Genomic DNA, 16,837 nt, shown 5'->3' on the forward strand with positions numbered 1-16,837 from the left:
CGCAGGCAGCGCGCCTTCTATTATTTGGACGGAACCCGTATCCCGACACTCCTTGCTACTTGCCGTCGTCGTCCTGGGCTTCATCGCGCGCGTAGAGCTCCAGCATGCGGCGGCGGTATTCGTGCACGGCGAGCTTGGCGCGCTCCAGGCGGCGGCGCTCACGCGGAGTCAGCTCGGACGGGTCAAGCTCATCACCATAGGTCTTATCGGCAAGAAGATGCGCCGCGTCCACGATGCGGGCATCGATGTGGCCGTTCGCTGCCTCGGCGGAAAGACGCTCGGCAATCGTATCGAGCGTAGGCAAGCCCTCGAATACGCGACCATGTCCATGCGAGGTCAGCAGCTCGTGCTCGCGTGCGAGCAGGCTCGCCAAATCGTGATGGGCGCGCAGGATGTCGAGCGCGTCGGAAGGATGCTCGGCAACCTCTGCCACGGCGGCGACCGGCGCGGCATCGACCACGCGGTAGAAGAGCTGCGCGAGCAGCGGCATCAAGAACACCGTGATGGCACCGGCGGCAACCATGACCGACGCAATATCTTGCGACAGCGCGCCCGCGTTGACGGCAACGCTTGTCACGGCAACGATGATCGGCAGGGCCGTGGTGCAGTAGAGCGCCACGGTAATGCGACCATACGCCGACACATCGCGCGTCGCAGGACAAATGCCCATAGAGATGAGGATGGGCACGGCACGAATAATCAGCAACGCCACGATAAAGCCCGCGAGCAAGCCCGGACGCGACGCCACGGCCGTCAGGTCAATCTTTGCGCCCGATACGGTAAAGAACACCGGAATCAAAAAGCCGTAGGCCAGGCCGTCGAGCTTGGTCTCGAGCGTATGGTTGCCCTCGGGGATGATATAGCGCAGGACAAAGCCGGCGGCAAAAGAACCCAACACGATGTCGAGATCAAAGACGGCCGAGAACGCCACGAGCGTGACCAAAATAAGCACCGTCAGGCGCACGAAGGTCTGCGACGTGGTATCGGCGCGCTCCTCGACAAACGCAAAGAAGCGGCTGCCGACGCGCTTGGAACGGCTCGGGACCACGGCCAGTAACACGCAAACCACCGCAAACAAGCCAAGGATTACGAGCGTTTGGATGCCAGTGCGAGCAGACAGCAGCACCGACATGGCGAGCACGGGACCGAGCTCGCCCCAAGTGCCATACGCGAGAATCGAGTCGCCCACACGCGTGCCGGTGAGCGAGCGCTCGCGCATGATGGGCACGAGCGTGCCGAGCGCCGTAGAAGTGAGGGCAAGCGTCACGGCGATACCGTCGAAATGACTGACCGAGAACCACGGGGTAAAGCGCACGGCAAGCCAGGCGATACCAAACGTGACGACCCACGTCGCCAAGCCGTAGCGCCCCTCGACGCCCGTGATGCTCTTGGGGTCGATCTCAAAGCCGGCGAGCAGGAACAAAAAGGCCAGACCGAGCTCGGACACCAGCGAGACCTCGGCATCTACATGGATGACGCCGAGCATATGGGGTCCCAGCACCGCACCGAACACGAGCAAAAAGACCGTCTCGGGAACGGGTTTTCCGGGAATCGCCGAGGCGATGAAGGGGCTTGCAAAGGCCACGAGCGCGATGATGGCGAGTGAAACGAATGCCATGTGATGCCTTTCTCTTGTTTGCGCTTCACTGTAGCACCCTCGCCGTCCTCAACGCGCCGCGAGCTGTCGTATCATAGTGAGGTTTACAAACATGTGGCTCAAGGCGACCGCAGGGCAGACCCCGCAAACCGACCGCTGCCGCATACCGTACCGTACGCCCAACCGATCAGGAAGGCAGGAACCAATGGTCTCTCGTATCTACGTGGAGAAGAAACCCGGGTTCGACGTCGAGGCTCAGCAGCTCAAGGGCGAGCTGACCGAGATTCTCGGCATCAAGGGCATCGAGGCCCTGAGGATCATCAACCGCTACGACGTCGAGGGCATCGACGAGGAGCTTTTCCGCTCCTGCGTGCCGACCGTCTTTAGCGAGCCCCAGGTCGATGTGACCTACGACGAGCTCCCCGCAAGCGATGGCGCCGTCTTTGCCGTCGAATTCCTGCCTGGCCAGTTTGACCAGCGCGCCGACTCCGCCAGCGAGTGCGTGCAGCTCATCAGCCAGGGCGAGCGCCCCGCCGTGCGCTCCGCCAAGGTCTATATGATCTCGGGCGCCCTGGACGAGGCCGCCATCGAGGCCATCAAGCACTACGTGGTGAACCCCGTCGAGGCGCGCATCGCCTCGCTCGACCTGCCCGAGACGTTGCACATTGAGACACCCGAGCCGCAGCCTGTCGAAGTGCTCGACGGTTTCCGCGAGCTCGACGAGGCCGGCCTTGCCGCCTTTATCGCCGATCGCGGCCTTGCCATGGACGAGGCGGACATCGCCTTCTGCCAGCAGTACTTCCGCGATGAGGACCGCGACCCCACCATCACCGAGATCCGCGTGATCGACACCTACTGGTCCGACCACTGCCGCCACACCACCTTCGGCACCGTCCTGGACGACGTGACGATCGACGACGCCGTGGTGCAGCAGGCCTTCGACCGCTACATGGAGATGCGCCACGAACTCGGCCGCGACGCCAAGCCCGTCTGCCTCATGGACATGGGCACCATCGGCGCCAAGTACCTCAAGAAGACCGGCGTCATGACCGATGTCGATGAGTCCGAGGAGATCAACGCCTGCACCGTCAAGGTGAAGGTCGATGTCGACGGCGAGGACCAGGACTGGCTGTTCCTCTTTAAGAACGAGACCCACAACCACCCGACCGAAATCGAGCCCTTCGGCGGTGCCGCCACCTGCGTGGGCGGCGCTATCCGCGACCCGCTCTCGGGCCGCAGCTATGTGTACCAGGCCATGCGCGTCACCGGCGCCGGCGACCCCACCGTCCCGGTTTCCGAGACGCTCGAGGGCAAGCTGCCGCAGCGCAAGCTCGTGACCACCGCTGCCGCCGGCTACTCCAGCTACGGCAACCAGATCGGCCTTGCCACCGGTCAGGTTAATGAACTCTATCACCCCGGTTACGTGGCCAAGCGCATGGAAGTTGGCGCCGTCGTGGGCGCCACCCCGGCAAACCACGTTCGTCGCGAGTGCCCCGCCCCCACCGACAAGATCATCCTGCTGGGTGGTCGCACCGGCCGTGACGGCATCGGTGGCGCCACCGGCTCCTCAAAGACCCAGAACACCGAGTCCATCGAGACCTCGGGTGCCGAGGTCCAGAAGGGCAACGCCCCGGTCGAGCGCAAGCTGCAGCGTCTGTTCCGCCGCGGCGACGCCTGCCGTCTGATCAAGCGCTGCAACGACTTTGGCGCCGGCGGCGTCTCGGTCGCCGTGGGTGAGCTTGCCGACGGCCTGTATGTCGACCTTGACACCGTGACCAAGAAGTACGACGGCCTGGATGGCACCGAGCTCGCCATTTCCGAGTCCCAGGAGCGCATGGCTTGCGCCGTCGCCGACGGTGACGTCGAGGAGTTCATGGGCTACGCCGCCGAGGAGAACCTGGAGGCAACCGTCATCGCCGAGGTTACCGCCGAGCCGCGCATGCGCATGGCCTGGAACGGCGTTGCCATCGTCGATCTGTCCCGCGAGTTCCTCAACTCCAACGGTGCGCCCAAACACCAGGTCGCCCACGTCTGCGCCCGCAGCGTGTGGCAGCCCAGCTGGGCCGGTACCACGCTTGCCGAGCGCATGACCTCGCTCGTCACCGATCTTAACGTCGCCTCCAACAAGGGCCTTTCCGAGCGCTTCGACTCCACCATCGGCGCCGCGACCGTGCTCATGCCCTTTGGCGGCAAGACGCAACTCACCCCCAGCTCTGCCATGGTCGCCAAGTTCCCCGTGGACGGCGAGACCACCACGGCAAGCGCCATGGCATGGGGCTTCAACCCCTACCTGATGGAAGCCGACCAGTTTGCGGGCGCCTACCTGTCCGTGGTCGAGTCCATCGCCAAGCTCGTTGCCGCCGGCTTTGAGCACAAGCGCGCCTACCTCTCCTTCCAGGAATACTTTGAGCGTCTGCGCACCGAGGCAGAGCGCTGGGGAAAGCCCATGGCTGCCGTCCTGGGCGCCCTTATGGCCCAGGTCGACCTGGGTGCCGGCGCCATCGGCGGTAAGGACTCCATGAGCGGCTCGTTTGAGGACGAGGCCGGCGAGCTCAACGTTCCGCCGACCCTGATCAGCTTCGCCGTTGCCGTGGGCAAGGCCGCCCGCGCCGTCTCGCCCGAGTTCAAGGGCCTCACGCACCGCGTCGTCCGCATCGCCCCCGCCACCTATGGCGAGGACTACCGCCCCGATGCTCAGCAGCTGCTCGCCGCGTTTGACGCCGTCGAGGCGCTCACTGCTACCGGCAACGCCCTGGCCATCTCCACGCCCGGCTACGGCTGCGGCGCCGAGAGCCTCTTTAAGATGTGCGTCGGCAACCAGATCGGTATCGAGCTTGCCGAGGATGTAGACGTGGAGAGTCTCTTCACCCCGCTCTACGGCAGCTTTATCGTCGAGCTCGCCGAGGATGCCGAGCTGCCCGAGGTCGCCGACGGCGTTGTCGTCGAGCCCCTGGGCACCACCGTCGAGGGCTATGTCATCGACACCGGCTCCGAGGTCATCGAGCTCGCCGAGCTCCAGGAGGCCTGGGAGAGCGGCATCGAGGGCGTCTTCGCCTACCGCAGCGCCGGCGAGACCCCCGAGGTCGAGGCCATCGACTTCCGCGCCAAGGACATCCACGTGTACGGCGGCGCCAAGATCGCCCGTCCGCGCGTGATTATCCCCGTGTTCCCCGGCAACAACTGCGAGTACGATAGTGCCCGCGCTTTCCGCGCCGCCGGTGCCGAGGCCGATACCTTCGTGATCAACAACCTCACGCCCGAGGCCGTCGCCGAGAGCACCCACGAGCTTGCCCGCCGCATCCGTGCAAGCCAGATCGTCATGATCCCCGGCGGCTTCTCGGGCGGTGACGAGCCCGACGGCTCCGCCAAGTTCATCACGGCGTTCTTCCGCGCTCCCGAGGTCACCGAGGCAGTCCGCGACCTGCTCAAGGCCCGCGATGGCCTGATGCTGGGCATCTGCAACGGCTTCCAGGCCCTGGTCAAGCTCGGCCTGGTGCCCTATGGCGACATCGTCGACGCCACGCCGGATGCACCCACGCTGACCTTTAACACCATCGGTCGCCATCAGAGCCGTCTGGTGCGCACCCGTATCTCGTCCAACCTGTCCCCGTGGCTGTCGCAGTGTAGCCTCGACGACCCCTACACCGTCGCCATCAGCCACGGCGAGGGCCGCTTTGTCGCCAACGACGAGGTGCTCGCCCAGCTCATCGCCAACGGCCAGGTCGCCACGCAGTACGTGGGCGAGGACGGCAAGCCCAGCATGGATCTTTCCGTCAACCCCAACGGCTCCGCACTCGCCATCGAGGGCATCACGAGCCCCGACGGCCGCGTCCTGGGCAAGATGGGCCATGCCGAGCGTCGCGGCGACAACCTGTACCGCAACGTGCCCGAACATGTCCCCGGCGATAAGTTCATGCCGATCTTTGAGAGCGGCGTAGCCTACTTCGCTTAAAGCTTCCCCATCGGGTACAATCCCCTCGGGTAACAACACCCGCCACCGGCACGCCCGGTGGCGGGTTCTTTTTTGCTTCGCGCATGTAGGAAGGACATCATGGAAAGCCGCAAGCCGTATCTCGCCACCCTACCCGGGCTCATCCTGGGCTGCCTCGTCTGCTGTGCGCTCTGGGGGTCGGCTTTCCCCTGCATCAAGATCGGTTACGGGCTCTTTGGCATCCCCGCGCACGATAGCGCCTCACAGCTGCTCTTTGCGGGCTTGCGCTTCACGCTTGCCGGCGCCCTGGTTATCGTTGGGATGAGTGCGGCCCAACGCCGCCCCCTCATTCCGCAGGCTCGTGACATCAAGCCCATCTTTGTCTTGTCACTCTTCCAGACTATCGGGCAGTACTTCTTTTTCTACCTAGGACTCTCGCGCGCCAGCGCCATGTCGAGTTCCATCATCGAGGCCAGCGCCAACTTCCTCGCAATTCTCTTTGCCGCCTTGGCATTTCACACCGAGAGGCTCAATACGCCCAAGGTGCTTGGCTGTGTGCTGGGCTTTGCAGGCGTCGCGCTCGTCAACCTTTCGGGCGCGGATGGCACCTTTGGCTTTACGCTCGACGGCGAGGGATTTATCTTGGCTTCCACTGTTGCGGGCGCCCTGTCGACCTGCCTCATTGGCATCTTCTCGCGCGAGCATGACGGCGTCTTGCTCGCCGGCTGGCAGTTTTTAGTCGGTGGCGTGGTCCTTACCGCAATCGGGTTTTTGATGGGCGGCACGTTTTCCCCCACCGAAATCGCCCCCGCCATCGCGCTCATCATTTATATGGCGCTCATTTCCGCCGTCGCGTACTCGCTGTGGTCCCGCCTGCTCGCCGTCAACCCCGTCAGCCGCGTTTCGGTCTTTGGCTTTATGAACCCGGTCTTTGGCGTGCTGTTGAGCGCACTGCTGCTCGGCGAGGGCGCTGGCACGAGCCCCGTTACCGTACTTGTTGCCCTGCTGTTGGTCTGCGGCGGCATCATCATCGTCAACAAACCCAAAAAAGCCTAGCGAACCGCCCTTATTTAGTAGAGGAGATTCACATGCTTTAGCTTAATGGAGTACATCGGTGAGCTGAGGGCCGCAACGCACGCCAGCGTTCGCCCTTTTTTTCTAGCGTATCTGGACGCCGGCTTTCTTCTTCTCGCGCTTTACGCGGTAAAGCTCCGCGTCGGCAGCGCGAAGCAAGTCTTGCCAGGTATCGACGCCATCACCAACCCGTGCGTAGCCGATGGACATCCGCAACAGATACGGGACCTCGGCGCGCGCGAGCTCGTCGCTGATTGCCGCGCACAGACACATGATGTGCTGCTCCGCCGTCGCCTTTTGAAGCACCACAAACTCATCGCCGCCATAACGTGCGATAAAGCCACCAGACGCCGAGCAGACCTCTTTGAGCGTAGCAGATATGACCTGGAGGGCATGATCGCCCTCAACATGTCCATACCGGTCGTTAATCTGCTTAAAGCCGTCAGCGTCCATCATAAGCAGATATACATCTTCGGCCTGATCCACATTTGAAAAGAGCGACAGCATATAGGTCTCAAAACGGTTGCGATTGTTGAGGCCAGTCAACGGGTCGGTCGAGATCAGCTGCTCCTGGTAGATGATGTAGAGCAGCAGGATGCTCAGCGTTATACCGACACAAAGGCCCGGTACCGAAAACAAAACCTGGAAGGTACCGCCCACCAGAGCGGGAACCGCAAAAAAGGCGAGGGTGCGATAAATGGCATTCTTTTGCAGACTTTCGACTTTTCGAGTCTGAATAAAGGCATGCAAAGACGTATATATGATGTAGCAGTAGCTAACGATAGGCTGAATCATATAAAGCGCTCCGCGACGATATACGCCCTGTGCATCGATATAGAACATAGTGTGCGTCCAGTAGCTGGTAAATGCCAGCACGACCACCAATACGGTTGGCAACGTCACGAGCGCCACCCTATAGCGCGCGGTCAAAAGGCGTGAGCCCTGCACTGTCTCGGAATAGAAAAACCAAATGAGGCACGCGATGGCGAACAGCGAAAACGAGACCGCGTTGGAAATCCAGTTGGCCGTGATGCCTACAGGAGTGCTCACGCCGTCCGAGAGCGTCCAGATCATATCGAAGAAAATGTAGGCTGCAGACGTGTAGCCCAGCATGCTAAACAGAAGCTGCTGGGTGCTCGAGAACAAGGAGCGGCGGCTTCGTGCGGCAAGCCCGATAAGAACAATCATGCATAGCAGGAATATCTCGATTTTGAGTGCCTTAACCACTAGACGCCATCCCTTCAATATTCAAGTGGTCAGAATCGCCCGATTCTGGTCTGGGCAACAAACACCCCCTACCCGCAGGGGTAGGGGGAATCATAGCAGAGCGCCCGAACGTCACTGCAAAACAGTCATCGTTCGGGCGCTCAAACGGCGCGAATTGCACTCCGGCATCATTGATTGGTAGCGATTGCTATTCGCCATCGATGTCGGTCGCGACGGCCTCCTCGATGGCCTCGACACCGGCAGGCGACAGATCCTCCTTGCCCTGGCAAAACTTCTTGTCGACCCAGCCGGTCAGAATCGGGGCCATGATTGCTGTGATGATGACGGCGGTGGCGATCTGCGCATACGCGGTGGGCGCAAGCTCGGCATAGCGCGGAGCTACCTCGGCGAGGGCGACCGGCGTGGTCATAGCCGTGCCGGCGATAGTGGAGCAAGCCACAGCGGCCTTGCCATTGCCGCCGCACAGGCGCTCGAAGGCAAAGGTAATGGGACCGACGATAAAGAGCGTGATGAGGCCCAGCAGGATGCCCGAAATGCCGCCGGTGATAAAGCTCGAAAGACTCATGGACGCACCGAGCTGAAAACCGATAACGGCAATCGCAGGATTGGCGCCGGGAACCAGCAGGTTCTTGATGAACGGGAACAAGTTGCCCAGAACCATGCCGATAACAAGCGGCAAAATGGAGCCGATGATGGTGCCGACGGGGATGTTGGCGAGACCCGAGACACCGAGGATGATCATCGTGACGGCGGGGCCGGCCGTAAAGAACAGGATACCGACAGCGCCCTGCTCGGACTCGTCGCCGAACTCGCCCATGATGCCCGTGTAGAGCGCCATGTTGCAAAACGTAATGCCGCCGATGATGGAGACCGAGCTCAGACCCAAAAGGTTATCGTTAAAGAAGTACGCGACGCCCAGGCCCAACGCGGCCGCAACAACAAGCTTGGGGATCAGCACGACGATGCCGGTCTTGATAGCGCCCGGCGTGGACTTAAAGCTGATGCCGGCACCCACAAACAGCAGGATCGCGGCGACGATGGTGTTGGAACCACCGCGGCAGGCGGCGGTAAAGAAGCCGCCGATCTCAAAGACCTGCGGGCAGAAGGTATTGAGCAAAAGGCCAACGATCATCGGGTAGATCATGATGTCACCCGGGATACGCGGGACTTTGAATTTCTTTTGCTCGTTGGCGGTCGCTTCCTGTGCCATGAAACCCCCATTTCCGCTGACGCAGAACAAAAGCCCACGTCACACTTTGCTACAGTAAAGTTTGACCATGGTACCAGAAGAAGCAGACCGGCTCGGTGAGAAATTCGATTCGTTGTGCCGGGACGCTAAACGTGCCCCGCTCTTATATGAAGCTCAAAACGATATAGAACACGATGCCCGAGACGCAGCACCACAACATCGACTTTGTCTTGATTGCCACCGCCACGACGCCGACAGCCGCAATCCAGGGAATCAAGCCCTGCCACAAGCCGGCGTCGAAAGCGCCAGGGCTTATCAAATCGTTGGCAACCAGCGCCGCAAAGGCGGCAGGCGGAATATAACTCAAGGCCTCGGTAACGCGGGGCGACAGCGCTCTCCCGCGCAAGGCAAACGCCGGGGCAATGCGGAAAAACGCGATGGCCGCCCATGACGACAGCCATAGGACCAAAAACTCATTAACGGGCATCGCGAGCGCCCCTTCCCTCGGCGAGGACATCGCACGCGAGTGCCGTGACAACGCCGACGAGCACACTTGCCGGCACGGCGATATTCGTCCACCCCAAGAACTTGCATATGGCGACGGACACCGCAGCCAAACCGGCAGCTACGACATTGCCGCGCGACAGTCGCTGCGAAAAGAGTAGGCAGATAAAGAGCGATGTGCAGACAAAACCCGCAATAGCGGTGGGAACATCGACAACGGCGCCGACGATGGCGCCCGTCGTACACGAAACGCCCCATGTTGCGATGAGGATCACGTTGAGCACAAAGGACTCGAGCGGACCCCAATCCTCCCCTTTAACCAACTTGGCAAGCGAAATGCCGTATGCCTCCTCGGTAAGTGTCGCGGCAACAGCCAGCGTCTGACGCTTCGAAGCACCCCTCAAATGCGGTGCGATCGATGCCGAGTAAAGCGCAAAGCGCGAGGAGATTGCGGCGACGCTCGCGACGATCGACGCCGCAGGCACGCCTGCTAGCCACAGATTACAGATCATAAACTGCCCGCTGCCCGTCACGAACGTGCTGCTCAGGGCAAAAACCATCCAGGGTTCCATTCCCGTCTGCGCCATAATCATTCCGCACGGCGCGGCTATCGCAACATAGGTAAGCATCACCGGCCAGACGGTTTTAACGATTTTGAGCACCATAGCGTTCCTCGTCCCGACAAGATTTCCGAGCCGCATTCAACGACGCGGCAGAACCATCGCCCGATGGCAACCGAGTTCACCTACAATTGCCACCGGATCGAAAGACACAGAAAGACACAACTTTTTAGGAAGTCATTATGACAGCTATCGATCGAACGCGGGCTGCCGCGGCCTTCAAGACCTACACCGATGCCTACGATGCCGCCAATCCGCGTATCGCGCTCAAAATCGAGCATACGTACCACGTTGCCGAGGCATGCGATGCCGTGGCACGCGAACAGGGCTGGTCACCTCAGGACATTGACCTAGCGTGGCTTTGCGGCCTGCTGCACGATATGGGCCGCTTTGAGCAGCTGCGACGCTGGGACACGTTTAAGGATGCCGAGAGCATGAGTCATGCGGCGTTGGGCGTCGAGGTTCTCTTTGGCGAAAACCCTGCAGACGCGCCCGCGACAACAAGTATCCGCGACTTTATCGACGATCCGGTAGAAGACGAGTTGATTCGCGCAAGCATTGCCTATCACAGCGATTTCCGTCTACCCGCGCAGCTCGACGAGCGCACGCGGCGCTTCTGCGATATTGTGCGCGATGGCGACAAGGTCGACATTATGCGCACCATCGCCGACAGCACCGTCGACACCATCCTCAAAGTGGATGAGGACGTGTTTCTTGCCAGCCACTTCTCGGCACCGACGCTGGCTGCCTTTGACGAGCACCGCTGCGTCACGCGCGATGAGCGCGATGAGCCCGCGGACTACTTGGTGGGGCTTATCTGCTTTATGTTTGAGCTCGTCTATCCGGCAAGCCGCGCGCTGGCGCGCAAGCAGGGCGATATCTACCGCCTGCTCGACGCACCTTTTGGCATCGTGCGGCCCTTTACCGACCCCGCCACGCAAGCGACCTGGGAACGCCTAAAGAAAGAGATGCGAGCCTGGCTGGCCGGCGCCTAGCGCTCGAGCTGGGCCAGGAGCTCTTCGACGACTTCGACGACGTCGCCGACAACTTTATACTGCGCAGCGCCGAAGATGGGGGCATCTGGGTCCTCGTTGACGGCAATGACGCACTCCGCGCCGCCGATGCCGGCTAGGTGCTGGATAGCACCCGAAACGCCGATACTCACAAGGAGCTTGGGCGAAACCGACACGCCGGTCTGCCCAACCTGGTGGCGGTACTCCAGCCAACCTGCCTCCACAACGGGACGCGTGCAACCAAGCTCGGCACCCAAGGCATCGGCGAGCTTTCGCATCAGGGGCAGATTCTTCTTGGAGCCAATGCCGCGGCCCACCACGACCAGGCGCTCGGCATCGGCAATTGATGCCTGCTGCCCCCACTCCTCGGCGGGAATCGAGATCTCGACGCGGACCTTAGCATCATCCGCAAGCGATACCTGGGTAATCGTGCCAGAGCGGCTGTAATCAAACTCGGGTACCCCAAAGATGCCGGGACGCACCGTTGCCATCTGGGGACGATGATTGGGGCAGATAATGGTGGCCATCAAGTTGCCGCCAAACGCCGGGCGGGTCTGCTGCAGTAGACCCGTCTCCGTATCCATCGAAAGCACCGTACAGTCGGCCGTAAGGCCCGTCTGCAAGCGTACGGCCACACCGGGCGCCAGCTCACGGCCAAAGGCGGTCGCGCCGTACAGAATGGCCTCGGGTCTGCGCTCGGCCACCAAATCGCAGATGAGACGAGCATAGATCTCCGCATCGTTTTGGCGCAGTCGCTCGTCGCGGCAGACCACGACCTCGTCGGCACCGGCGCAGACCAGATGCTCCAGGTCCTCAAGCGAGCCCTCGGGGCCCATGCCGGCCAATGCCACCAGACGGCAACCGCGAGCATCGGCAAGCTCGCGCCCCTTACCCATGAGCTCGTAGGCCACCGGAGCCACGACATCGTGATCGTCGGTCTGCACGAATACCCATATGTCTCGATACGCATCGAGGTCAACCGCGCCGGCGGCCTCGTCGCGCTCGATCGAAATGGCATTGACGGGGCAGGCGTCGACGCACCCGCCGCACAAGATACAGCCGTCGGTCACATGGGCGCAGCGGTTGGGGCGCTCGCCCTCCATCACAATGCCACCCGAGGCACAGGCGCGAACGCAGCGGCCACAGCCAACGCATGCCTCGCTATCGATTATCAGTCCGCTCATCTATGCCATCCCCTCGATAATCTTGGCAAGCTTTGCTGCCTGCTCGACCGGCGTGCCCTCGATGGCCTCGCACGTTTGGTTACGGTCGGGCACAAACGAGCGCACGACCTGCGTCGGCGATCCGGTAAGGCCGCAACGCGAAGGGTCAGCATGTACATCGGCAGCACAGACCACCCGCACATCCGCATCTTCGGCCGCGCGAATGCCGGCGATGCTCGGCATGCGCAGCTGGCCGATCTCCTTGGCGGTCGTCATCGCGCACGGCATCTTCAGATAGACCGTCTCCTCGCCGGCATCGCAACCGTGAACGAGCGAAAGCGCACCGCACGTCGTAAAGCCCGCACTCTGCACGCAGCTCACATCGGTCACGCAGGGAATCTCGAAGGCGCCGGCCAGCTCGGGGCCAATCTGGGCGGTATCGCCATCCACCGCCATCTTGCCGCAGATGAGCAGATCGAAGTCCTCGTCAAGCGCCTCGATGCCGCATTTGAGAGCATAGGTGGTCGCCAACGTGTCCGCGCCCGCAAAAGCACGGTCGGTGAGCAGCAATGCATCGTCGGCGCCGCGGGCAATGCAGTCGCGCAGCAGCGATTCGGTTGCAGGGATGCCCATCGACACCACCGTCACGCGCACATCCATGCCAAAGCCGATAAAGTCGTCCTTGAGCGCCAGAGCGCATTCGAGGGCACTTGCATCGAAGGGATTAATGACCGCCTGCTTGCCATCACGCACGATGGTATTGGTTTTGGGGTCCATCTTGACCTCGGTGCTTCCCGGTACCGCTTTGACGCACACCACCATATGGAAATCGCCCATCTTCACGCGCCCCCTTTCTGGACGAGTTCATCCAAGAGCTTCTCCGAAAACAGGTTGCCACGACCCAGCTGCCCGGCAGGATCGAGCTGCAGCTTGAGTCGAGCCGATTCGACCATGGCCTCGTGGCCGTACATCGTCTCCAAAAAGCCCGCTTTGATCTTGCCGACACCGTGCTCGGCAGAGACGGCGCCGCCCATAGCCGTTACCTCCGCAGCCCACTGGGCAAACAGCTCGCCACCGCGACGGTAGTCCTGCGCATCGCGCGGCAGGATATTCACATGCAGATGGTTGTTGCCGATATGTCCCCAGGCGGCAGACTCAAGCCCGCTTTCGGCCAGCGTGCGGCGATAGAAGGCAACGACATCGGCCAGGCGCGCGTTGGGTACCGACATATCCGACCCCAGTTTGGTAATGGTGGGGTCGGTGCGGCGACGCTCGTCGATGAGCATGTTGACACTCTCGGGGACGGCGTGGCGGAAGAACCGCTGGCATTCGCGATCGACCTCGGTACGCGCAACCCAGGTCGCGTCATCGCGGCCGCCCGCAAGCTCCAAAACCCATCCCAGGTGGTACAGCTCCTCAGTCGCTTGAGCCTCGTCGTCGCAGTCGAGTTCCACGTAAGCACAGACCTTTGCCTCATCGTCGAGCGCCGGCAGCGAGGCAAACGCGGTCGACTGCTCGCGCTGGCGGCGAAGGATATCCAAGGCGCCGGCATCGAAATACTCAATAGCGGCGGCATGGGACAGCACGGGGCGCACGGAATCGGTAAAGGACACCGCCTTGTCCTCACTGTCGAAAAAGCAGCTCACGCCCCATACGACCGAAGGTGCCGCCTGCAGGGCGATCTCGAGCTCGGTAATGACGCCGAGTGTGCCGCACGCACCGATAAAGAGGTCGATGGCGTCCATATCGTCCGCAACGAAATAACCCGACGCGTTTTTGGTCTTGGGCATGGTATAGCCAGGAAAATCCAGCTCGAGCGCGCGGCCTTCCGCTGTCACGAGCGACAAGTGGCGTGCGTCAGCGTGCGCCTGACCTCGATGAAGCTCAAGCAGGTTGCCGTCCGCCAGTGCCACGTGAAGCCCCGTAACGTGCGGGCGCATGGGGCCGTAGGCGTAACTGCGGGCACCGGAGGCATTGCATGCCGCCATGCCGCCCAGGCAGGCAGATGCCTCGGTGGGATCGGTGGGAAAGAACTGCTCGGGAGCTGCCTGGAACTCCTCATAGGCCTCAAGCGATGCCTGATCCCAGCCAGCGGTCGGCAATGTCTTCTTGCCCAGCTGCTTGCGTAACTCCGAAAGCACGACGCCCGGCTCCACGCGCAGCAGAAAACGGCCTCGCTCGTCGCGTCGAAGACCCAGGTAGCGATTCATACGAGAAGTGTTGAGGATGTGGCCGCCGTGGGGCACGGCACCGGCAGCCAGACCGGTCCGAGCACCCTGGACCGTTATCGGAACATGCTCGGCATGGAGCTTTCGCAGAATGGCGCGGACTTCGTCCTCCGTTGTCGGAAACGAGATGCTCGACGCCTCGCCCGATGTGCGAGATTCATCGCGACCATATTCTTCGAACTCGTCGCCGAAGGGTTTGATGGCTGCAGACACGCGAACTCCCCCTTTAGTTAACTACAGTGTTTGCAGGGAGATGTTACCGCATCGTTTCGTCGACGTGACTGAGACCGTCTCCATAATTGGCGAATTTTACGTTTGCGCAATTCGGCGAGCGGCGGCGTTTTCTCGGCAGGCGCTCTATTTAACGCGCTCCTTCCCATCGCAGCCACGCGCACAATTGGCGCTCGAAAAAACTTGAGATATTTTTTAGCGTCTCTCACCTGCGGCGATGTAAATCCGTCAAGCATTTGGTCAGAAATTGGTCAAGTTGTGGCTGATACGGTCGGCATCGACAGCCAAAACCAATAGAAGGTTTGGCCCAAAAGCAGGGAGGTTCCCATGGCATATTACTGGCCCCAGTACGGCATCGCCATCGAAGTTGACGATGACCCATATCTTCTGCCCTTCGACGAGGAAGCGTTTCCCGATGCGGCTGTCTATCACGTCACCACCGACGTGATTTGCGATCCCGAATCGTTTTCGGCACTCGCCCACCACATCGCCCACATCCACGACATCAAACTCGACCCAAACTTCGACGAGCTCATCTACTCGCGACGCCTCATGCTCCACATGCTCTTTGGCGCCGATCCGTCCACGTTCGCGCGCGTCTATACCACTAAGGATGCCGCATGAGCGTAAGGAAGCAGTCGAGCCCCCTAGGGTCAAAACATCGAAAAAGGCTCGGCGCCGTCTGTTTGGCCATCGCCTGTGCCCTTATCGCCGTCGGCCTTTACGCTTGGCAGTCAAAGCCTGTCGCCGAGACGGGTGCCTCGGTCACAGCGGCAGAGGGTAAGTCGCGTCAGGAAATCCAGGACGAGCTCGATGCCATCGTCCGCGACAACATGATGACGATCTCGGTCGCACCGGTCGCCCAGCTACAAAAAGGCGGCAAGCTGCGCGTCAACGTGCAAAACGTCCAGGATAACAAGTTTCCCCAGCGTTTCCGCGTGATCCAAAACGACGAGACCATCTATGAATCGGGCGTGGTCGAGACCGGCAAGACCGTTGAGACCTGCCCTGCAGGCGACATCAAAGAAGGCGAGGCGTATATCGAGATTCAAGCGCTCGACGCCAAGACCTACGACGCCCATGGCAATCCCACGCGCGTCAAGGTGCGAGTTGCGCAGACAGAAGACTAGACCTGCCACCTGTTATGAAAATGCGCACCCGTGCCGCTTTCGTCTAACCCTCACGGAAACGGTCCGTGACGAATAGAAAGGAACGATTATGGACATCACCAGGAACTTGAATGGGGCCAGGGTGCTCGTCGTGGGCGCGGGGCTGATGCTTGCACTCTCAATGGGTGCCGCGCCGACCACCGCCCTGGCGGAGGGACGCACTGGAACCACCAACGTGACCATCAGGACCGAAATCGACAACATCAAGTTCAAAGCCCCGACCGTCATTCCGTTCGTCGCTAAGGCAGACGGCACGCTCCAGGGCCCTTCCGAGAATACAACCACCATCGACAATCTTTCGGCCTATGGCATCCACGTTACCAACATGAAGATTGCCGCCCAGAAGTCCTGGAGCATCGTCGCCGACGCCAAGACGGGGACCGCCCAGAACTCCATCGATTTTAAGGTCGGCCCAGACAAGGCACTCCAAGACGCCCACGCCGCGACGCAGGAAGCGGGCCTCGACCTTTCCAAAAATGCATCCTTCGACATGGGCTACCAGGGCATCGCCGATGGTACGGACAAGATTAAGCTCAAGACAAGCGGCAATGTCGCCCGCGTCACGCGAGACATCTTCCATGTGACTGGCGAGGGCGACCAGGTCGCAAGCATTACGTGGACGGTCGAGCCCGGTGCGCACACGGCCTAAGGCGATTGTCCTTGCCGTCATCATCGGCGTTGTAACGTTTGCCCCGATCGCCGCCTTTGCCCAACAAGAGCAAGCGCAGGCTGCCACGCAAGTGACTGTCGATCTATCGGAGCTCGAACGCAGTGGCCAACATGAGCCCCTCGCGCAAACGGGCGACACGCGACAGCTCCTGGCAGCAGGAATCGCCGCGGCAGGCGCAAGCGCCATCGGCCTTGGCCTGCGCATCAAACGCAGCCAGTAGC

The 16,837-nt window shown here is 61.4% G+C and carries 15 protein-coding genes; 7 read left to right on the forward strand and 8 right to left on the reverse strand.

From position 1 onward, the window contains the following. Positions 1–55 precede the first annotated feature (55 nt). Positions 56–1,618 carry a cation:proton antiporter domain-containing protein gene (locus tag AQ996_RS02190; RefSeq protein ID WP_055250641.1) on the reverse strand — a complete coding sequence of 521 codons (1,563 nt, stop codon included), beginning with the start codon at positions 1,616–1,618 and terminating at the stop codon, positions 56–58. 184 nt (positions 1,619–1,802) lie between these two features. Here AQ996_RS02190 and AQ996_RS02195 point away from each other — a divergent pair, with 184 nt between their 5' ends. Both AQ996_RS02195 and AQ996_RS02200 read left to right on the forward strand, forming a co-directional pair. Next, a complete protein-coding gene (locus AQ996_RS02195; protein ID WP_055250643.1) occupies positions 1,803–5,549 on the forward strand; it encodes a phosphoribosylformylglycinamidine synthase in 3,747 nt (1,248 codons plus the stop codon). A 99-nt stretch (positions 5,550–5,648) separates the two neighbouring features. Beyond that, on the forward strand, positions 5,649–6,584 hold the full coding sequence (locus AQ996_RS02200) for a DMT family transporter (RefSeq protein WP_055250645.1): 936 nt from the start codon (positions 5,649–5,651) through the stop codon (positions 6,582–6,584). Between the two features lie 102 nt (positions 6,585–6,686). Here AQ996_RS02200 and AQ996_RS02205 read toward each other — a convergent pair whose 3' ends face one another. The 4 genes from AQ996_RS02205 to AQ996_RS02220 form a co-directional block, all read right to left on the reverse strand. Next, positions 6,687–7,829, reverse strand: coding sequence for a GGDEF domain-containing protein (locus AQ996_RS02205; RefSeq protein ID WP_055250647.1), 1,143 nt, complete (start codon positions 7,827–7,829; stop codon positions 6,687–6,689). A gap of 187 nt (positions 7,830–8,016) precedes the next feature. Next, positions 8,017–9,039: a 2-keto-3-deoxygluconate permease gene (locus AQ996_RS02210; RefSeq protein ID WP_055250648.1), complete on the reverse strand. Its 1,023-nt coding sequence runs from the start codon at positions 9,037–9,039 to the stop codon at positions 8,017–8,019. A gap of 142 nt (positions 9,040–9,181) precedes the next feature. Next, positions 9,182–9,505, reverse strand: a complete 324-nt coding sequence (locus tag AQ996_RS02215) for an AzlD domain-containing protein (RefSeq protein WP_055250650.1) — start codon at positions 9,503–9,505, stop codon at positions 9,182–9,184. Continuing rightward, positions 9,495–10,187, reverse strand: a complete 693-nt coding sequence (locus AQ996_RS02220; protein ID WP_055250651.1) for an AzlC family ABC transporter permease — start codon at positions 10,185–10,187, stop codon at positions 9,495–9,497. The genes AQ996_RS02215 and AQ996_RS02220 overlap by 11 nt, the downstream gene beginning before the upstream one ends. Before the next feature lie 137 nt (positions 10,188–10,324). Here AQ996_RS02220 and AQ996_RS02225 point away from each other — a divergent pair, with 137 nt between their 5' ends. Further along, positions 10,325–11,137 carry an HD domain-containing protein gene (locus AQ996_RS02225; protein ID WP_055250652.1) on the forward strand — a complete coding sequence of 271 codons (813 nt, stop codon included), beginning with the start codon at positions 10,325–10,327 and terminating at the stop codon, positions 11,135–11,137. On the opposite strand, the gene AQ996_RS02230 is transcribed toward AQ996_RS02225, so the two are convergent. The 3 genes from AQ996_RS02230 to AQ996_RS02240 are packed head-to-tail and all read right to left on the reverse strand — an operon-like array spanning position 11,134 to position 14,759. Then, positions 11,134–12,339 carry an electron transfer flavoprotein subunit alpha gene (locus tag AQ996_RS02230; protein ID WP_055250654.1) on the reverse strand — a complete coding sequence of 402 codons (1,206 nt, stop codon included), beginning with the start codon at positions 12,337–12,339 and terminating at the stop codon, positions 11,134–11,136. The two genes, AQ996_RS02225 and AQ996_RS02230, sit on opposite strands and share 4 nt — an antisense overlap. Next, on the reverse strand, positions 12,340–13,155 hold the full coding sequence (locus AQ996_RS02235) for an electron transfer flavoprotein subunit beta/FixA family protein (RefSeq protein WP_055250656.1): 816 nt from the start codon (positions 13,153–13,155) through the stop codon (positions 12,340–12,342). A 2-nt stretch (positions 13,156–13,157) separates the two neighbouring features. After that, a complete protein-coding gene (locus AQ996_RS02240) occupies positions 13,158–14,759 on the reverse strand; it encodes an FAD-binding oxidoreductase (protein ID WP_055250658.1) in 1,602 nt (533 codons plus the stop codon). A gap of 345 nt (positions 14,760–15,104) precedes the next feature. On the opposite strand from AQ996_RS02240, the gene AQ996_RS02245 reads away from it, so the two are divergent. The 4 genes from AQ996_RS02245 to AQ996_RS02260 all read left to right on the forward strand — a co-directional run bounded on the left by AQ996_RS02245 (position 15,105) and on the right by AQ996_RS02260 (position 16,836). Beyond that, a complete protein-coding gene (locus AQ996_RS02245) occupies positions 15,105–15,401 on the forward strand; it encodes a hypothetical protein (protein ID WP_055250660.1) in 297 nt (98 codons plus the stop codon). Next, positions 15,398–15,907 (forward strand): hypothetical protein, encoded by a 510-nt coding sequence (locus AQ996_RS02250; protein ID WP_148315804.1) that lies wholly within the window; start codon positions 15,398–15,400, stop codon positions 15,905–15,907. The genes AQ996_RS02245 and AQ996_RS02250 overlap by 4 nt, the downstream gene beginning before the upstream one ends. 88 nt (positions 15,908–15,995) lie before the next feature. Next, the gene (locus AQ996_RS02255) at positions 15,996–16,595 is read left to right on the forward strand and encodes a hypothetical protein (protein WP_055250664.1); all 600 of its coding nucleotides are present in this window, start codon (positions 15,996–15,998) and stop codon (positions 16,593–16,595) included. Next, positions 16,579–16,836 carry a hypothetical protein gene (locus tag AQ996_RS02260; RefSeq protein WP_055250666.1) on the forward strand — a complete coding sequence of 86 codons (258 nt, stop codon included), beginning with the start codon at positions 16,579–16,581 and terminating at the stop codon, positions 16,834–16,836. Before AQ996_RS02255 ends, AQ996_RS02260 begins: the two co-directional genes overlap by 17 nt. The last annotated feature ends 1 nt before the right edge of the window (position 16,837 follow it).

This window comes from Collinsella aerofaciens, from assembly GCF_001404695.1.
GTDB classification, from domain to species: domain Bacteria; phylum Actinomycetota; class Coriobacteriia; order Coriobacteriales; family Coriobacteriaceae; genus Collinsella; species Collinsella aerofaciens_E.

Coding starts and splice junctions, on each gene's coding strand:
- AQ996_RS02190 (WP_055250641.1), bottom strand. CDS start 1,618: ATGGCATTCGTTTCACTCGCCATCATCGCGCTCGTGGCCTTTGCAAGC.
- AQ996_RS02195 (WP_055250643.1), top strand. CDS start 1,803: ATGGTCTCTCGTATCTACGTGGAGAAGAAACCCGGGTTCGACGTCGAG.
- AQ996_RS02200 (WP_055250645.1), top strand. CDS start 5,649: ATGGAAAGCCGCAAGCCGTATCTCGCCACCCTACCCGGGCTCATCCTG.
- AQ996_RS02210 (WP_055250648.1), bottom strand. CDS start 9,039: ATGGCACAGGAAGCGACCGCCAACGAGCAAAAGAAATTCAAAGTCCCG.
- AQ996_RS02215 (WP_055250650.1), bottom strand. CDS start 9,505: ATGCCCGTTAATGAGTTTTTGGTCCTATGGCTGTCGTCATGGGCGGCC.
- AQ996_RS02220 (WP_055250651.1), bottom strand. CDS start 10,187: ATGGTGCTCAAAATCGTTAAAACCGTCTGGCCGGTGATGCTTACCTAT.
- AQ996_RS02225 (WP_055250652.1), top strand. CDS start 10,325: ATGACAGCTATCGATCGAACGCGGGCTGCCGCGGCCTTCAAGACCTAC.
- AQ996_RS02230 (WP_055250654.1), bottom strand. CDS start 12,339: ATGAGCGGACTGATAATCGATAGCGAGGCATGCGTTGGCTGTGGCCGC.
- AQ996_RS02235 (WP_055250656.1), bottom strand. CDS start 13,155: ATGGGCGATTTCCATATGGTGGTGTGCGTCAAAGCGGTACCGGGAAGC.
- AQ996_RS02245 (WP_055250660.1), top strand. CDS start 15,105: ATGGCATATTACTGGCCCCAGTACGGCATCGCCATCGAAGTTGACGAT.
- AQ996_RS02250 (WP_148315804.1), top strand. CDS start 15,398: ATGAGCGTAAGGAAGCAGTCGAGCCCCCTAGGGTCAAAACATCGAAAA.
- AQ996_RS02255 (WP_055250664.1), top strand. CDS start 15,996: ATGGACATCACCAGGAACTTGAATGGGGCCAGGGTGCTCGTCGTGGGC.